Here is a 17,106-nt window from a genome sequence, read left to right on the forward strand (position 1 = left end):
CGGTTCCGCCCGCAGGATCGAAGGCATGCTGTGGTCCGACCCGGAGAACGAGCCTCCGAAAGAGCTGCGCGAGACGCAGGCGATGCTCCGGCGCATGGGCGTGCTGCTGGCGCTGGCGATGGTGCTGGCGATGTTCGTACTGGGAATTCACTGAGCTGCCACCCGTACCATACGGGTGGTACCATGCGGGGCATGATAAAGACGACCGTGTACCTTCCCGAAGAGCTTGAGCTCCGGCTGGACGCCGAGTCGGCAGCCACAGGCGTCAGCAAAGCCGAGCTCATCCGCCGTGGCATCGCGCAGCTGCTCGACAACTCGTCCCGGCCCAAGAGCACGCACCCCCTCCCCGCATTCAGAAGCGGCCGCCTGGTGACAGCGGAAGAGATGGACGACGCCATCTACGAGCACATCAAAGAGCGGTCCGCCCGCCGATGATCGTCGTGGCAGACACGTCTGCCCTCTTCGCGGCCTTCGACATGGACCACCCCCTGTACGCCCCGGCCTTTGAGGTCATGAACGGTGAGACTCTTGCCATCTCGCCGCTGGTCGTCACCGAACTCGACCACCTCGTTCACCGCGACTTCGGTTTTCCGCATGCCCTCCTCGTCATGGAGGCGCTCAACGGTCGCCTCATGGACGGCCAGTACAAACTCCCACCCCTGCACCCTGTGGACCTTGTAGCAGCGCACGAAGTGCGGCAGAAATACGAAGGCCTGCGGCTCGATCTCGCGGATGCCGTCGGAGTGGTCCTGGCAGACCGGTACCGGACCGACCGCATTTTCACCCTCGACCAGCGCGACTTCAGGGCCATCACCCCACTGACCAAGGGCTTCAGCGCCTTCCGCATCCTGCCTCTCGACGCCTGAGTCCTGCCCGCGCCTCGTACGATGAGCCGCATGACTGATCCGCGCCGCCGCCTCGTTCTCGCTTCCGCCTCCCCCGCCCGCCTCGCGCTCCTCCGCCAGGCCGGGCTCGCTCCCGAGGTGGTCGTCAGTGGCGTCGACGAGGACGCGATCACCGCGCCCACCCCGGGCGAGCTCGCGCTCGTACTGGCCGAAGCGAAGGCCGCGTCCGTCGCCGCCCGCCCCGAGGCCGCCGACGCCCTCGTCATCGGCTGCGACTCCGTGCTGGAGCTGGACGGCCAGGCCCTCGGCAAGCCCGCCGACGCCGAGGACGCCACCTCCCGCTGGAAGTCCATGCGAGGCCGCTCCGGCATCCTCCAGACCGGCCACTGCGTGATCGACACCGCCACCGGCCGCCGCGCCTCCGCCACCGCGTCCACCACGGTCCGCTTCGGCGAGCCGACGGACGCCGAGATCTCCGCGTACGTCGCTACCGGCGAACCCCTCTACGTCGCCGGCGCCTTCACCCTCGACGGCCGCTCGGCCCCGTTCATCGACGGCATCGACGGCGACCCCGGCAACGTCATCGGCCTCTCGCTGCCCCTGTTGCGCCGCCTCCTCGCCGACCTCGGTACGCCGATCACCGCCCTCTGGGCATGACCTCTGGCATGACCTCCCCCAGCGTCGCGAGCCCCTCCCCGATCCCTCCCGGCGAGGTCGCGGCGTAACCGAGCACAAGACCGGGACGGCCGACCCGCTGCCTTGCCACGACAGCGGCTGCACCTTGACGCTGCGCGCGAGCGCCGCCGCCGCCAACTCGGTGTCGGGGAATCGCGTACCGCCGAAGGTGATCATCAGGTGCAGCCCGGCCGCCGCACCGTGCACCACCGCCCCCGGCAGGCGCGGGACCAGACACGGCGGCAACCGGCGCCGCCACGACCACCGTGCCGCCCCTCCCCCGCCCCGCGACATGCCCGTCCTCCGTCAGGCGCTGATACGCCTCCGTCACCACTCCACGCGATACGCGCAGGTCAGCGGCCAGCACCCGCGTCGCCGGCAACCGGCTCCCCACGTCCGCCGTCCGCGACTCGACGAGCAGCGTGCTGATCATCGCGGAGGCGATGCACGATTCGGCTCCCGCGGACGTCCGGCGCCTCACCGCCGCGCTCGCCGAGGAGCTGCGCACCCTGTGGGCAGCGACCTCGGTGTCGTCCGCGGTCTTGAGCCGGCCCTCGCCGCGGTTCGCGTTTTGAGAGGACGGTGGCCCCGATCCGTCAGGCCGGCGCCGGAGTCCCGTTCTCCGGCGGCCCGGCCGGCGGAGCGTCCACGGGCCCGGAAACGTCGGCCTGCCCCTCGTCCCGCTTCCCGTACGCGATGACCGACAGCACGACCAGGCCGAACGTCACCATCATCGCCACGAACGCCGCCCAGCCGACCAGCCCGACGCACAACGCACCGAGTACCCCGTGCACCACCGCACACGTGATCAGCAGGATCCGGCCGAGCCGGCCCGGCGGCCGGTCGGAGACCGCCGCGCGCAGCAGGAAGACGCCGCAGGTCACGAGGTAGAGGCCGAAGCCGCCGCCCATCAGATACGTCGACGTGGACATCACGTCGGAGTCCAGGCCGGCGAGGGACATCGACTGGCTGTTGACGACCCTGCCGAGGATCCAGTGGACGAACACGATTCCGACGGCTTCGACGAACAGCAAGGCCGCAGCCACGGCAGCTATCGGTCTGCGCGCCACGGCGCCCCACCCTCTTCCGGCTGTTACCCCTAGTACGTACGCGACGTCTCAAACGCTACTAACGGGTAATCCTCTGTACAAGGGGTCGGACACCGCCGTTCGCCCGGCAAAGAATCAATCGCCCGTTCGTAGAGAGTCCACAAAGAAAGCCCACCCGCCGCTGGGCGCCCGGACAGAGACCTGCGCCACACCGGAGGGCTACTGTGCGGTGGAGAAACCCGTCGTACCGTGGTGCGACAAGGGAATTCGCGACTCGCGCGAGCCTCGCATCACGCTCCGTGTGGGCAAGCTCACTATTGGGGATGGGTCGTAGGGCCGTGTCGGCAGTCCCTAAACTCAGCTTGTTTCAAGGAGGGAGCCAATCGTGCGCAAGGTGCTCATCGCCAACCGAGGCGAAATCGCTGTCCGCGTTGCTCGGGCCTGCCGGGATGCCGGAATCGCGAGCGTAGCCGTCTACGCCGATCCGGACCGGGACGCTCTGCACGTCCGCGCGGCCGACGAGGCGTTCGCTCTGGGCGGTGACACCCCGGCCGCCAGTTACCTGGACATGGCCAAGGTGCTCCAGGCCGCCAAGGATTCGGGGGCGGATGCCGTTCACCCCGGCTACGGCTTCCTGTCCGAGAACGCCGAGTTCGCCCAGGCCGTGCTCGACGCCGGTCTGACCTGGATCGGCCCGCCGCCGCAGGCCATTCGTGACCTCGGCGACAAGGTGGCGGCCCGGCACATCGCGCAGCGCGCGGGCGCCCCGCTCGTCGCCGGTACGCCGGACCCGGTCTCGGGCGCCGACGAGGTCGTCGCGTTCGCCGAGCAGAACGGTCTGCCGATCGCCATCAAGGCGGCGTTCGGCGGCGGCGGCCGCGGCCTGAAGGTCGCCCGTACGCTCGAAGAGGTCCCGGAGCTTTACGACTCCGCCGTTCGCGAGGCCGTCGCGGCCTTCGGGCGCGGCGAGTGCTTCGTCGAGCGCTACCTCGACAAGCCGCGCCACGTCGAGACGCAGTGCCTGGCCGACGCCCACGGCAACGTCGTGGTCGTCTCCACCCGTGACTGCTCGCTCCAGCGCCGCCACCAGAAGCTGGTGGAGGAGGCCCCCGCGCCGTTCCTGAGCGACGCCCAGAACGCCGAGCTGTACCGCGCGTCCAAGGCCATCCTCAAGGAGGCCGGTTACGTCGGCGCCGGCACCGTCGAGTTCCTCGTCGGTGTCGACGGCACGATCTCCTTCCTGGAGGTCAACACCCGCCTCCAGGTCGAGCACCCGGTCTCCGAAGAGGTCACCGGGATCGACCTGGTCCGCGAGATGTTCCGCATCGCCGACGGCGAGAAGCTCGGTTACGACGACCCTGCCGTGCGGGGGCACTCCATCGAGTTCCGCATCAACGGCGAGGACCCGGGCCGCGGCTTCCTGCCGGCTCCCGGCACGGTTACCGCCTTCGCGACGCCGTCCGGCCCCGGTGTCCGCCTGGACGCGGGCGTCGAGACCGGGGCGGTCATCGGCCCGGCCTGGGACTCGCTCCTGGCCAAGCTGATCGTCACCGGCGCCACCCGTGAGCAGGCGCTCCAGCGTGCCGCCCGTGCGCTCGCGGAGTTCAACGTGGAGGGCATGGCCACGGCCATCCCGTTCCACCGCGCGGTCGTAGCCGACCCCGCGTTCACGTCGAACCCCTTCACGGTCCACACTCGGTGGATCGAGACCGAGTTCGTCAACGAGATCCCGGCCTTCACCGTGCCGGGCGCGGACGCGGACGAGGACGAGGCCGGTCGCGAGACCATCGTCGTCGAGGTCGGCGGCAAGCGCCTGGAAGTCTCGCTTCCGTCCTCGCTGGGCATGACCCTGGCCCGCACCGGCCTGGCCGCGGGCGCCAAGCCCAAGCGCCGGGCCGCGAAGAAGTCCGGCCCGGCCGCCTCCGGCGACACCCTCGCCTCGCCCATGCAGGGCACGATCGTCAAGGTCGCGGTCGAGGAGGGCCAGGAGGTCAAGGAGGGCGACCTCGTCGTCGTACTCGAGGCCATGAAGATGGAGCAGCCGCTGAACGCGCACCGCTCCGGCACCGTCAAGGGCCTGGCCGCCGAAGTCGGCGCGTCGGTAACGTCGGGCGCCGTCATCTGCGAGATCAAGGACTGACGCCCAGCCGTACGTGACTGAGGGCCCCGCCGAAACCGACGAAACCGGCGGGGCCCTCAGCGCGCAATGGCATCCTGGAGACCGGAGCAGGAGAAGGGCAAGCCCATGGCGACGAGCAGACCACAGAGGCCGGAGGCGCTGAAACCACCGACGCCAGAGCCGGAGCCCCAGCCGGCGCCGTCGCCCCGGTCAGCGCCGCCCTCGGCGTCCCACCCGGCACCCGGGCCAGGGTCCCAGCCCAAGTCGGCATCCGAGCCGGGACCACAGTCGCCGCCCGCGTCCGCGCCTGCGCCCGCGTCAGCGGCTGTGCGGCCCATGCGTGCCGATGCCCGCCGGAATTACGAGCGCGTGCTGGCCGAGGCCCGTACCGCCTTCGCCGAGCACGGCACCGACGCCTCGCTCGAAGACATCGCGCGCCGCGCCGGTGTGGGCATCGGCACGCTCTACCGGCACTTCCCCACCCGCCACGCGCTCATGAGCGCCGTCTTCCAGGGCGCCGTGGACGAACTCATCGCGCACTCCCGTGAGCTCGCCGACAGCGAGGCGCCCTGCTCGGCGCTCGTCACCTGGCTGCGCGACATCATCACTCATGCGGGCGAGTACCGAGGTCTCGCCCGCGAGCTCATGTCGGCCTCGCGCGACGAGAGTTCGGCACTGGCCCGATGCAGTACGCCGATGAACGAGGCCGGTGAGCGGCTGCTCGTACGGGCTCAGGAGAGCGGCGTCGTCAGGCCCAACGTGTCGATCGGCGACCTGATGCAGCTGACCAACGCGATCGCACTGTCCGCCGAACAGGCGCCGGACGACCCGGAGTTGGCCGACCGTCTGCTGACGCTGACGCTGACGGGTCTGCGGGCGGATCAGGTGGATCGGGCGGACAAGGAAGCGGCGACGTAACCTCGCCGCTTCAGCGCTTCACCGGCGGCGCAGATCGGCGACGCGCGCCCGTTCACGCTCGGCGGGGCCCGACGGCTGCTCTGCCAGAGATCCGGCGCTGCGCAATTGCGCACCGGGCCCGCCCGGGTGCGTACGCCGCTGGCCCGGCAGGGGCATGTCCCTGCGGGGCTGGCGCCCCGGCGGGACGCCGTCGCCCCCGGCGCCCGCGACCCCCGGCCCCGCGACGGCGATCTGCACTCCCTGATCGGCCAGGGCCTGCAGTTCGGTGGCCGCGCGGTCGTCGTGGGGCGGCGGCTCGTCGGTGACGAGGCGCGTGATCACGTCGGTGGGCACCGTCTGGAACATGGTGTCGGTGCCGAGCTTGGTGTGGTCCGCCAGGACCACCACCTCGGCGGCGGCCTGCACCAGCGCCCGGTCGACGCTCGCCGACAGCATGTTGGAGGTGGACAGGCCGCGTTCCGCGGTCAGCCCGCTCCCGGAGAGGAAGGCCCGGGAGACCCGCAGCCCCTGGAGGGACTGCTCGGCCCCGCTGCCGACCAGCGCGTAGTTCGAGCCGCGCAGCGTGCCACCGGTCATGACGACCTCGACACGGTTGGCGTGCGCCAGCGCCTGGGCCACCAGCAGGGAGTTGGTGACGACGGTGAGCCCGGGGACCCGGGCCAGCCGTCTGGCCAGTTCCTGTGTGGTCGTCCCGGCGCCGACGACGATGGCTTCGCCCTCTTCGACGAGTCCCGCGGCGAGGTCGGCGATGGCCGTCTTCTCCGCGGTCGCGAGATGGGATTTCTGCGGAAAGCCGGACTCCCGCGTAAAACCGCCCGGCAGTACCGCACCGCCGTGCCGGCGGTCGAGGAGTCCTTCTGCCTCCAGTGCCCGCACGTCCCGCCGTACGGTCACTTCGGAGGTCTGGACGACGCGGGCGAGCTCACGGAGCGATACAGCCCCGTTGGCGCGCACCATTTCGAGGATCAATTGGCGACGTTCTGCAGCGAACACGAAACTGACAGTAACCCCAGCGACCGATAGTTTTCAGCAGTTTGCGCCGAATAACAGAAGTTGCCCACAGGTGAGGACAGTTTGTGATAGTTGCCGCTTCGGCAGGCCGTCGCACAGCTGATGCTTCATCAAACTGCGTTTGCAGCACAGCGGGTGAAGGTCTACGGTCTTCGCCAACCTGAAACTTCATATGATCCTGGACTTCCAGTGCACAGAGTTGCCGGTCGGAGGCATTCCCCGCCTCCCCCCAGCAACTCACCCCGCGCTCACCGCGCTTCCGGCGTTCCACTCCGGACCGCGTTGCTCCGCCCGGGGGTGCCGAGTCGGACAGGACCTGCCCGGCACGGGCGCTGCGCGCTCTCGTGCCACCGAAGGTCACACCACCATGCACGGCGCCTTACCTTCCCGAGCCACTGAGCCGGGCTCCCGCGCGTTCTGTGACGAGTCGCTGCGCTGCCGCGCCGACGGCGCCGGGATCTACATGCTGGCGGCCGTCCTGCTGCCGCCCCATCGGGTGCAGCACGCCCGGGACACCATGGCGTCCCTGCTGCTCAGGGGGCAGCGCAAACTGCACTGGCGCGACGAGTCCGCCCGGCGGCGACTGCTGCTCACCCGCCGCACGTCATCGGTCGAGCCCGAGATCGTGATCGCCACGTGGTGCCGGATGGACAACGCCCACCAGGAGCGCGCCCGCGGCAAGGCGATGCAGTCGCTGCTGACCGCACTGGCCGAGCGCGGCGTCACCGAGGCGGTCTTCGAGTCCAGGGGACCCGTACGGGACAAGGGAGACCTCAAGGGGCTGACCGGGCTGCGCCGCGCGGGAGTCCTGCCGGGGGACCTGCGCGTAGAGCACGCCGCCGGCCCCGCGGAGCACGCCCTGTGGGCCGCCGATGTCGTCGCGGGAGCCTTCGGCGCCGCGCTCGATGGCAGCGCCGATTACCGGGACGACCTGGCCACCGCCGCCAAGGCGACCGTACTGACCTGCGGCCGGTGTTCCCTGTCCCACGGGCCCGCCGCCGCCCGCGGCGATTCATAGCCGACCCAGACAACGCGAAGGCCAGGTGTCCGTCGTCCGGCGGATGACCTGGCCCCACTTCCGGGCCCTCGTGGGTCCGGCTCATTCAGCCTGCCCGCCCAGGGGCACACGGTCAAGCGGGAGGCTTACCACTTATGGGTGAAATGGAAATAGAGAGGGACATTCCGGAAGGCGACTACCGGGACCGGGTGGAGGTGCTGCGCGAGCGTGTCGGGCATCTCGTCGTCCGCGACCGCAGGTCCGTCGAGAGCGCGGCCGAGCGCCTGGTACAGGACGCCGATGCCGAGATCGGGCATACGGAGGAGACCGCGGCCGAGCTGCTCGCCACCGTGGTCGATCCGCGCGGTGTACGAGCGGCCCACATCAGGCAGCAGCGCGTGCGCGGCAACCGGACGCTCCATCTGCTCCGTACGACCGTCTGGACACCCCTGCTGCTCGTCGACGCGACGAACGGCAGGTTCGTCGTCGGCCAGACCTACCTCTCCGACCCCAAGGTCGGCGCGGCGGGTTCGCCCCATCTCGCGCTGCCTGCCCCTGAGTCACCTCCCGGTCTGCCCTCCCTGGTCTACCGGGGCTCGCGCGCTGCCGTCGCCGGCGCGCTGGACAGCAACGCTGCGTTCGTCCTCCGGCACAACAGCTGGGTGGACGACATCGGATCCAATGGTGTGCTCATGCCCTTGCTCGCCGGGCACGTGGAATTCCGCTTCTCGGACGGTACGCCGCGCCAGGCCGTGGGGGTCGTCGACGGCACCTCGCGCACCGCGTCCGCCCACAAGATCCTCGGGCTGACGGAATCCACGATCCTCACCATGGACCCCACCTCTCAGCGGCGCTGGCTCAGCAAGCTGATGCGCGACCTGAGCAAGGTCGCGGAGAAGCTGTCCAAGAACGAGGAGATGCGGCTGGACGATCTGTTCCACGCCGAGAGGCAGATCAACGCCCTTACCGCCGAAGCCGACCTGATCGTCGGCTGGGGCTGGAGCGAACAGGCCACACCGCAACAACGCACCGGAAAGGCGACCTACGTCAGCACGCTGAACCTGGCACTGGGAGCGCAGAACATCGAGCCGAAGGCGTTCTCGGAGGAGGCGCAGCGGACTCTCCTGGCGGAGCGCGCGGTGAACACGCTGGCCGACTACGGCCTGCTGGAGCCGGACAGCCTCGTCTTCGCACTGGGCCGCGAAGATCTCACCGACGTCGCGAAGAGAATCGGTCTCAGCACGCACCGGGACGAACGGTGCGCCTGGCTGATCCGGCTGATGACCACCCCGTCGAAGGAGAAGCGGCGAGTGATCAATGAAGTGCTGGGAGCCAAGTCCTTCTCCGCGAAGGGGCGTTCACCCTATGTATTCGAACTCGCCCTGCGCTCCTTCTCCGGTCAGGACAGCCACCTGCTGAGCGGCGCCCGTAACGCGGCGGTGCACGCACTGTGGACGCGCGTGGGACAGGACTGGGACGTGGTGCCGCGTCCGGAGGACAAGGATCTGGACCAACTGGAACGGGATGCGCTGGCCGAGGTGGACAGCGGTGAGAGCGGCCCGCGCTGCTGCGAGGTCGCCGCCAGGGCGGTCGTACCACTGCTGGCGCTCGGCGGTCTGGGCGTGGACCGGGGATCGGCGGCCTACCGCGGGCACGCGTCGACGGTGGTCGACAAAATGATCACCAACGCGTGGGGGATCAAGCAGCTCATGGCCACCGTCCGGGCCTCCCGGCAGCCGAAGCCCGGGTTTCCCCGGCTGGACGAGGACGGCCGGACGGCCGACGACAGCGGTACGCCCAATACGCCGGCGGCCAACAACGACTGGCTGCGCCAGCGCGTCCTCATGAAGCCGACGAGCACTCCGGCTTCCGAGGCGGAGGCGGCCCGGCAGCGCATGGCCATGGGGCTGGCGGAAGCGCGGGCCGGCTTCGACGACTACCGCGAACTGATGGATCTCCCGTACCAGTCCCTGGACGGCGACGAGTGGCAGACGGCCGCGAAGAGCGCCCGGACGCTGTCGAAGGACCTTCACCTCTTCGTGGTCAGCGACGACTGACCGCTCGGGCACGAGGACACGGGATGCCGGGGGGCGACGCCATGCGCGTCCCCCGGCCCTACGCCTCGGCGGACGTCTTGCGCGTGTGCAACTGCCGTGCGACCTCGGCGATCGAACCCGACAGGGACGGGTAGACCGTGAACGCGTTCGCGATCTGTTCCACGGTCAGGTTGTTGTCGACCGCGATCGAAATCGGGTGGATCAGCTCGCTCGCGTGCGGTGAGACGACGCAGCCGCCGACCACGATGCCCGTACCGGGACGGCAGAAGATCTTGACGAAGCCGTCGCGGATGCCCTGCATCTTCGCGCGCGGGTTGCGCAGCAGCGGCAGCTTCACGACGCGCGCCTCGATCTTGCCCGAGTCCACGTCCGACTGGCTGTAGCCGACCGTCGCGATCTCGGGGTCGGTGAAGACGTTCGCCGAGACGGTCTTGAGGTTGAGCGGAGTCACCGCGTCGCCCAGGAAGTGGTACATCGCGATCCGGCCCTGCATGGCCGCGACCGACGCGAGCGCGAAGACACCGGTGACGTCACCGGCCGCGTACACGCCCGGCGCGCTGGTGCGCGAAACCCGGTCGGTCAGGATGTGGCCCGAGTCCTTCAGCCGGACCCCGGCCTCCTCCAGCCCCATGTCCGCGGAGTTCGGGATGGCGCCGACGGCCATCAGGCAGTGCGTACCGCTGATGACACGCCCGTCGGAGAGAGTCACTTCCACGCGGTCGCCGACGCGCTTGGCGGACTCGGCGCGCGAGCGGGCCATGACGTTCATGCCGCGCCGCCGGAAGACGTCCTCCAGGACGGCGGCGGCGTCCGGGTCCTCGCCGGGCAGCACGCGGTCGCGGGAGGAGACGAGGGTGACGCGCGAGCCGAGCGCCTGGTACGCGCCGGCGAACTCCGCGCCCGTGACACCGGAGCCGACCACGATGAGCTCCTCGGGGAGCTCGTCCAGGTCGTACACCTGCGTCCAGTTCAGGATCCGCTCGCCGTCCGGGAGCGCGTCGGGAATCTCGCGCGGGTGCCCGCCCGTCGCGATCAGTACGGCGTCGGCGGTGAGACGCTCCTCAATGCCGTCGCTGTACGTCACGACGACCGTGCGTGAGCCGTCCGAGCCCTGCTGGCCCTCGATGCGACCGCGGCCGCGCAGCACGCGCGCGCCCGCGCGCGTGACGGAAGCGGTGATGTCGTGGGACTGCGCGAGCGCGAGGCGCTTCACACGGCGGTTGACCTTGCCCAGGTCCACGCCGACCACCCGGGCCGCCTGCTCCACGTGCGGCGTGTCGTCGGCGACGATGATGCCCAACTCCTCGTACGAAGAGTCGAAGGTCGTCATCACCTCGGCCGTTGCGATCAGAGTCTTCGACGGTACGCAGTCGGTGAGTACCGACGCCCCGCCCAGACCGTCGCTGTCGACTACCGTCACCTCCGCGCCGAGCTGGGCGCCCACCAGGGCCGCCTCGTATCCGCCGGGTCCGCCACCGATGATCACGATCCGGGTCACGAAAAAGTCCGCCTCGCATTGTCAATCCCGGCCCGCCTGCCCGCTCGGCCGGGGATCCGGGGATCGCCCGGGGGGATGCAGTACGTACTCCATTGTCCCGCACGCTTCAAGGTGCTTCGCCCCGGGGCCTCCATCCGGCCGCAACGCTCCACGGCCCCCGCCGCTCCACCCCCTCCCGTACCCTCGATCACATGTCGCTCTACGCCGCGTACGCCGGCAACCTCGACGCGCGGCTGATGACGCGCCGCGCACCGCACTCACCGCTGCGCGGGACCGGCTGGCTCAACGGCTGGCGGCTGACCTTCGGCGGGGAGTCGATGGGCTGGGAGGGCGCGCTCGCCACCATCGTGGAAGCTCCGCGTTCGCAGGTCTTCGTCGCGCTGTACGACATCGCTCCGATGGACGAGGACTCCATGGACCGGTGGGAGGGTGTCGGACTCGACATCTACCGCCGGATGCGGGTGCGCGTACACACGCTGGAGGGCGAGGAGCCGACCTGGCTGTACGTCCTGAACGGGTACGAGGGCGGGCTTCCCTCCGCCCGCTACCTGGGAGAACTCGCCGACGCGGCGGAGTCGGCGGGCGCGCCGCACGACTACGTCATGGAGCTGCGCAAGCGCCCCTGCTGAGGGGTGTGAGCCTGCCTTCGTCCGATCCGACAAAGCAACGATCGCAACACCGTCGGCAGTGACATCTACGCGCGTAGGGCGAGACCGGCTACCCTCGTCGGCGTGAACGCATCTGTTACCCCCGCCCCCACCGACGGCTTCGCCGACCCCCACGCGGCAGCCGACGCCGCCGCCGCCCGCCTGCGCGAGCTGACCGGAGCCGAGACCCACGACGTCGCCCTCGTGATGGGGTCGGGCTGGGTGCCGGCCGCCGAGGCGCTGGGCGCGCCCGAGCACGAGTTCGCCGTCACCGAGCTGCCCGGCTTCCCGCCGCCGGCCGTCGCCGGACACGCGGGCACGGTCCGCTCATACAAGATCGGCGACAAGCGCGCACTGGTCTTCCTCGGCCGTACGCACTACTACGAGGGCCGCGGTGTCGCCGCGGTCTCCCACGGCGTCCGTACCGCCGTCGCGGCCGGCTGCAAGACCATCGTCCTGACGAACGGCTGCGGCGGCCTGCGTCCGGGCATGCGCCCCGGCCAGCCGGTCCTGATCAGCGACCACATCAACCTGACGGCCACCTCGCCGATCATCGGGGCGAACTTCGTGGACCTGACGGACCTGTACTCGCCGCGGCTGCGCGCGCTGTGCAAGGAGGTGGACGCCACCCTTGAGGAGGGCGTGTACGTCCAGTTCCCCGGCCCGCACTACGAGACGCCGGCCGAGATCAACATGGTCCGCGTGATGGGCGGCGACCTCGTCGGCATGTCCACGGTCCTGGAGGCCATCGCCGCGCGTGAGGCGGGTGCGGAGGTGCTCGGCATCTCGCTGGTCACCAACCTGGCCGCGGGCCTGACGGGCGAACCCCTGAACCACGAGGAAGTCCTCCAGGCCGGCCGCGACTCGGCGACCCGGATGGGCGCACTCCTGGCCCAGGTCCTGGAACGCATCTAACCCCCTGGACACCGGCCGACACCGGCCGACACCGGCCGACACCGGCCGACACCGGCCGACACCGGCCGACACCCTCGCCCGGCCGGGCCCCGGCCCTGCGGGGACCCCGGAGGCCCTCCCTCCGGGCATGTCCTCAAACGCCGGAGGGGCTGAAGTGTGCCGGGAGCGGAAGGTTGAGCGCGCGAGCTCAGGCCGTCCGCGAGAGTTGCGGCACGCGAAAGGCCCGTGCGGCTGCCTTCGGCCCGTCCGCCGAGGGTTGCCGCACGCGGCAGAACCAGCCCGTCCGGCGTTCGAGGACACGCCCGTAGGGGTCTGCGTGTTTGCGGGGGCTGGGGCTTGCCCCAGTTCGGGAAGGGGCGGGCCGGGGAACAAGCTCGCCGCAGGCGAATCGCAACGCACCACACACGAGAGGTGGACCACATCGTGCAGCAGGAGCAGGAGCTCATCGCCCGGGCGCAGGCCTGGCTGGCCGAGGACCCGGACAGCGAGACCCGCGACGAGCTCGCCAAGCTCATCGACGCCGAGGCCCTGGACGAGATCGCCGCGCGCTTCGCCGGCACCCTCCAGTTCGGCACGGCCGGCCTCCGCGGAGAACTCGGCGCGGGCCCCATGCGAATGAACCGCGCCGTAGTCATCCGCGCCGCCGCCGGCCTCGCCGCGTACCTGAAGGCCAACGGCCAGACCGACGGCCTCGTCGTCATCGGCTACGACGCCCGCCACAAGAGCGCCGACTTCGCCCGCGACACCGCCGCCGTCATGACCGGCGCCGGTCTGCGCGCCGCCCTCCTGCCCCGCCCGCTGCCCACCCCCGTACTGGCCTTCGCCATAAGGCACCTGGGCGCCGTCGCCGGCGTCGAGGTCACCGCCAGCCACAACCCGCCCCGCGACAACGGCTACAAGGTCTACCTCGGCGACGGATCCCAGATCGTGCCGCCCGCCGACGCCGAGATCGCCGCCGAGATCGACGCCGTACGGTCGCTCGCCGACGTACCGCGCCCCGACAACGGCTGGTTCACCCTCAACGAGGAGGTCCTGGAGGCCTACCTCGCCCGTACGGACGAGGTCCTGACCGCCGGGTCCCCCCGCACCGCCCGCGTCGTCTACACGGCCATGCACGGCGTCGGCAAGGAGGTCCTGACGGCCGCCTTCGCCCGCGCCGGATTCCCCGAGCCCGTACTCGTCGCCGAGCAGGCCGAGCCGGACCCGGACTTCCCCACGGTCGCCTTCCCCAACCCGGAGGAGCCGGGAGCCATGGACCTGGCCTTCGCCACCGCCCGCCGCATGCAGCCCGAGCGGCCCGACCTGATCGTCGCGAACGACCCGGACGCGGACCGCTGCGCCGTCGCCGTGCCCCTGCCCGGCACGGACGACTGGCGGATGCTGCGCGGCGACGAAGTCGGCGCGCTGCTCGCCGCGCACCTGGTCCGCAACGGGGTATCGGGGAGCAACCGCACTTTCGCCGAGTCCATCGTGTCGTCGTCGCTCCTCGGCCGGATCGCCGCCGCCGCCGGTCTGCCGTACGAGGAGACCCTGACCGGCTTCAAGTGGATCGCCCGCGTCGACGGCCTGCGCTACGGCTACGAAGAGGCGCTCGGCTACTGCGTCGACCCCGAGGGCGTACGCGACAAGGACGGCATCACGGCGGCCCTCCTCGTCACCGAGCTGGCCTCCGTCCTGAAGTCCGAGAACCGCACGCTGCTCGACCTCCTCGACGACCTCGCCGTAGAGCACGGCCTGCACGCGACCGACCAGCTCTCCGTCCGCGTCGAGGACCTGACAGTGATCGCCGACGCGATGGCGCGGCTGCGCGCCCAGCCGCCCGCCACGCTCGCGGGCCTGACCGTCACCTCCGCCGAGGACCTGACGCGCGGCACGGACAAGCTGCCGCCGACCGACGGCCTGCGCTACTACCTGGACGGTGAGGTGAAGGCCCGAGTGATCGTCCGCCCGAGCGGCACCGAACCGAAGCTCAAGTGCTACCTGGAGGCCGTGGTCCCGGTAGCCGGCGCGAACGAGCTGCCGGCGGCCAAGGAGCGGGCGGAAGCCATCCTCTCCACCATCAAGCACGACCTGTCGGCGGCGGCCGGCATCTGAATCACCAAGCGCCGTGCGGTCGGTTCCCTGCCCGGGACCGACCGCCCGGACGAGTGGTTTCCGTACGGCAGGTGACGCAGCCCTCCGTGCCCTCTCCTGATCGGACGAGGAAGGGTGACCCGGTATCCCCGCCGAGTCCCAGGAGCTGCCGCCTTGCCCCCGACCGCACCCCCGGTGACCCGCCGGCCCCGCAGGGCCGGGCCAGCCGCCAGGCGCCCGTACGACGGGACGCGGGACCGGCTCACGAAGTCCCTGCGGCGTGCCGCGCCCGCCCTGGCCGGGTACGTCGCCGTACGCGTCCTGGGCGTGCTGGTTCTCGGGCACTGGGCCCATCTGAAGGGCCACGGCCTGTGGCCCGCCCTCGCCACTTCCTGGGACTCCCGCTGGTACCTGGAGATCGCCGACAGCGGGTACGACTCCACCCTCGGCACCGCCCGCAACAGCAACAACCTGGCCTTCTTCCCCCTCTACCCCGTGATCGTCAAGGCGGTGGCGGGCGTCACCCCCGGCTCGCGCGCCAGCGTCGGCGTACTGCTCGCCGTCGCCTTCTCACTCGTCGCGGCCTGGGGCATCTTCGCCGTCGGCGACCGGCTGTACGGGCGCCGCGTCGGCACCCTGCTGGCCGTCCTGTGGGGCTGCATGCCCGTCGCGGTCGTCCAGTGGATGGGCTACACGGAGTCGCTGTTCACAGCGCTGACGGCCTGGTCGCTGTACGCCGTCCTCGCCGGCCGCTGGCTGTGGGCCGGCCCCCTCGCCACACTCGCCGGCCTGACCCGCCCCACGGGCATCGCGGTCGGCGCGGCCGTCTCGGTGGCGGCGGCGGTGGCGCTGTGGCGGTCCTGGCGGGGCGGAAGAGGGCTGCGGCCCGCCGTGCTCGCCGCCGGGCTGATCGCGCCGCTGGGATGGTTCGGTTACGTCGCCTGGGTGGGCCTGCGCCTCGGCCGCTGGGACGGCTACCTCGCCGTGCAGAAACTGTGGCTCAACGAGTGGGACGGCGGGGCCGACACGCTGCGCGAGATACGGCGCTTCCTGCTCTACCAGTCGAAGCCGCAGCTGTTCCTGGTGGTGGTGACGCTGGTGCTGTTCCTGTCCGTCGCCCTGTTCCTGCTCTGCGCCGCCGAGCGACTGCCGCTGCCGCTGCTGGTGTTCACAGGCGTACTGCTGCTGGTCGTTCTGGGCAGCGGCGGCGTCTACTTCCCGCGCGCCCGCTTCCTGATCCCGGGCTTCCCGCTGCTGCTGCCGCTCGCGCTGGCGGTGGCGCGGGCCAGGCGGCTCACCGGAGCGCTGGTGATGGGCGGAACGGCGCTCGCCTCAATGTGGTTCGGCGCGTACATGCAGCTGATCTGGCCGGGCCCGCCATGAGCCACCACGCCGCCGAGCAAACAAGGGTGCCGGGAGGGCTCCCCGCCTCCCCCTCGCAGTCCACGGTGCCAGGAGGGGACGTGCCGGGGCGCTCCCCGCAGGGCGTCGAACGCAACGAGCCCACACGAAACAACGCAGTACCCGAACGTTCGACGCCCGAGGAGACGCCCCGGCGCGGCACCGACTTCAACGCCCCGGGAAAAAGACCCCCGCGCCGGCTTCACCCAGTGGCCAGCAGCACGGCCAGCGCGATCGCCCCCACCACGCACGGCGCGATGATTTCGTACGCCCAGCGCACAGACGGGCTGCCCTGCGCGCCCGGCCGCGCCGCGCACCGCTCCGCCTGCTCCCGCAGGTCGTCCACCGTCTGGTCGGTGGGCGCCCTGCGCGCCCCCGTGTCGGTGACGTCGGCGGTCGCGGACGTCCTGCCGTACGGGTCGTCCGACGCCTGCCTGGCCTGCCGGCGGGCAACGCGCTTGCGCTGGCGCAGCGAGACGGGGATCGCCCACAGCTGGTACTTCTTGCCGCCCGCGAACACCTCGCTGGAGTAACCGGCCCGTACGCCCTCGACCGACGCCCACGGCAGCGTGATCGTACGGAAGGGATTGCGGATCCGGAGCCGGTCGTCATTGGCGAAGACGGCAGGCCGCAGCGTGAACGCCACCACCAGCGGCACGGCGAACAGCAGCCCCGCCACGGCCGCCCACGGCGTACGGCCCTCCCCGCGCACCAGCGCGTCGCCGCCGACCCAGGCGGCCAGCGCGAGCACCAGGACTCCGCCGGCCAGGGCTGAGGGCGACCGGAAGACCCGGTCGGCGTACGTGGGCTCGGAGGGCGGTTTGGGGCTGCTTGTCATGGGGTGATTCTGCCTGAACGGCGACGGCCGGGAGCGGCCGGGAGATTGCGTTACGGCAACGTC

At 71.0% G+C, this 17,106-nt stretch carries 17 protein-coding genes and 1 pseudogene; 13 read left to right on the top strand and 5 right to left on the bottom strand.

Features of this window, described 5'->3' with window-relative positions; all coding sequences use genetic code 11:
- The first annotated feature begins 25 nt into the window (after nt 1-25).
- From mmpB to J7E89_RS07865, 4 genes are read left to right on the top strand one after another with little or no spacing between them, the layout of a single operon-like run.
- A complete protein-coding gene (gene mmpB, locus J7E89_RS41760; RefSeq protein ID WP_256096930.1) occupies nt 26-154 on the top strand; it encodes a morphogenic membrane protein MmpB in 129 nt (42 codons plus the stop codon).
- Nucleotides 155-192: 38 nt separating this feature from the next.
- On the top strand, nt 193-435 hold the full coding sequence (locus J7E89_RS07855) for a CopG family transcriptional regulator (RefSeq protein WP_214970059.1): 243 nt from the start codon (nt 193-195) through the stop codon (nt 433-435).
- On the top strand, nt 432-866 hold the full coding sequence (locus tag J7E89_RS07860; protein WP_214970061.1) for a type II toxin-antitoxin system VapC family toxin: 435 nt from the start codon (nt 432-434) through the stop codon (nt 864-866). Before J7E89_RS07855 ends, J7E89_RS07860 begins: the two co-directional genes overlap by 4 nt.
- Before the next feature lie 30 nt (nt 867-896).
- Complete coding sequence (locus tag J7E89_RS07865) at nt 897-1,502, top strand: nucleoside triphosphate pyrophosphatase (protein WP_214970064.1); 606 nt, start codon at nt 897-899, stop codon at nt 1,500-1,502.
- Nucleotides 1,503-1,719: 217 nt separating this feature from the next.
- Here J7E89_RS07865 and J7E89_RS07870 read toward each other — a convergent pair.
- Nucleotides 1,720-1,953, bottom strand: a pseudogene (locus tag J7E89_RS07870) (GntR family transcriptional regulator); the annotation flags it as partial.
- Here J7E89_RS07870 and J7E89_RS07875 point away from each other — a divergent pair.
- Nucleotides 1,943-2,095: a hypothetical protein gene (locus J7E89_RS07875; RefSeq protein WP_214970067.1), complete on the top strand. Its 153-nt coding sequence runs from the start codon at nt 1,943-1,945 to the stop codon at nt 2,093-2,095. The pseudogene J7E89_RS07870 and the gene J7E89_RS07875 overlap by 11 nt on opposite strands.
- A 21-nt stretch (nt 2,096-2,116) precedes the next feature.
- Here the strand turns inward: J7E89_RS07875 and J7E89_RS07880 are convergent, their stop codons facing one another.
- Complete coding sequence (locus J7E89_RS07880; RefSeq protein WP_214970070.1) at nt 2,117-2,590, bottom strand: hypothetical protein; 474 nt, start codon at nt 2,588-2,590, stop codon at nt 2,117-2,119.
- Between the two features lie 364 nt (nt 2,591-2,954).
- On the opposite strand from J7E89_RS07880, the gene J7E89_RS07885 reads away from it, so the two are divergent.
- A complete protein-coding gene (locus tag J7E89_RS07885; protein ID WP_214970073.1) occupies nt 2,955-4,709 on the top strand; it encodes a biotin carboxylase N-terminal domain-containing protein in 1,755 nt (584 codons plus the stop codon).
- A 315-nt stretch (nt 4,710-5,024) separates the two neighbouring features.
- The gene (locus tag J7E89_RS07890; RefSeq protein ID WP_214970076.1) at nt 5,025-5,606 is read left to right on the top strand and encodes a TetR/AcrR family transcriptional regulator; all 582 of its coding nucleotides are present in this window, start codon (nt 5,025-5,027) and stop codon (nt 5,604-5,606) included.
- A gap of 18 nt (nt 5,607-5,624) precedes the next feature.
- Here J7E89_RS07890 and J7E89_RS07895 read toward each other — a convergent pair whose 3' ends face one another.
- On the bottom strand, nt 5,625-6,599 hold the full coding sequence (locus tag J7E89_RS07895; protein ID WP_214970080.1) for a DeoR/GlpR family DNA-binding transcription regulator: 975 nt from the start codon (nt 6,597-6,599) through the stop codon (nt 5,625-5,627).
- Between the two features lie 385 nt (nt 6,600-6,984).
- Between J7E89_RS07895 and J7E89_RS07900 the strand changes: the two genes are divergently transcribed.
- Nucleotides 6,985-7,635, top strand: a complete 651-nt coding sequence (locus J7E89_RS07900; protein WP_214970083.1) for a hypothetical protein — start codon at nt 6,985-6,987, stop codon at nt 7,633-7,635.
- 134 nt (nt 7,636-7,769) lie between these two features.
- A complete protein-coding gene (locus tag J7E89_RS07905) occupies nt 7,770-9,671 on the top strand; it encodes a hypothetical protein (protein ID WP_214970092.1) in 1,902 nt (633 codons plus the stop codon).
- Between the two features lie 58 nt (nt 9,672-9,729).
- Here J7E89_RS07905 and J7E89_RS07910 read toward each other — a convergent pair whose 3' ends face one another.
- Complete coding sequence (locus J7E89_RS07910; RefSeq protein WP_214970095.1) at nt 9,730-11,169, bottom strand: NAD(P)H-quinone dehydrogenase; 1,440 nt, start codon at nt 11,167-11,169, stop codon at nt 9,730-9,732.
- Nucleotides 11,170-11,360: 191 nt separating this feature from the next.
- Here J7E89_RS07910 and J7E89_RS07915 point away from each other — a divergent pair, with 191 nt between their 5' ends.
- From J7E89_RS07915 to J7E89_RS07930, 4 genes are all read left to right on the top strand, one after another.
- Nucleotides 11,361-11,798, top strand: a complete 438-nt coding sequence (locus J7E89_RS07915; protein WP_214970098.1) for a gamma-glutamylcyclotransferase — start codon at nt 11,361-11,363, stop codon at nt 11,796-11,798.
- Nucleotides 11,799-11,900: 102 nt separating this feature from the next.
- On the top strand, nt 11,901-12,731 hold the full coding sequence (locus J7E89_RS07920) for a purine-nucleoside phosphorylase (protein WP_214970100.1): 831 nt from the start codon (nt 11,901-11,903) through the stop codon (nt 12,729-12,731).
- Between the two features lie 423 nt (nt 12,732-13,154).
- Nucleotides 13,155-14,825 carry a phospho-sugar mutase gene (locus J7E89_RS07925; RefSeq protein WP_214970217.1) on the top strand — a complete coding sequence of 557 codons (1,671 nt, stop codon included), beginning with the start codon at nt 13,155-13,157 and terminating at the stop codon, nt 14,823-14,825.
- Nucleotides 14,826-14,978: 153 nt separating this feature from the next.
- Nucleotides 14,979-16,187 carry a glycosyltransferase family 39 protein gene (locus J7E89_RS07930; RefSeq protein WP_251060224.1) on the top strand — a complete coding sequence of 403 codons (1,209 nt, stop codon included), beginning with the start codon at nt 14,979-14,981 and terminating at the stop codon, nt 16,185-16,187.
- A 220-nt stretch (nt 16,188-16,407) separates the two neighbouring features.
- On the opposite strand, the gene J7E89_RS07935 is transcribed toward J7E89_RS07930, so the two are convergent.
- Nucleotides 16,408-17,043, bottom strand: coding sequence for a PH domain-containing protein (locus tag J7E89_RS07935; RefSeq protein WP_214970102.1), 636 nt, complete (start codon nt 17,041-17,043; stop codon nt 16,408-16,410).
- Nucleotides 17,044-17,106: the final 63 nt, after the last annotated feature.

Source organism: Streptomyces sp. ISL-100 (assembly GCF_018614615.1).
In the GTDB taxonomy this organism is placed as follows: Bacteria; Actinomycetota; Actinomycetes; order Streptomycetales; family Streptomycetaceae; genus Streptomyces.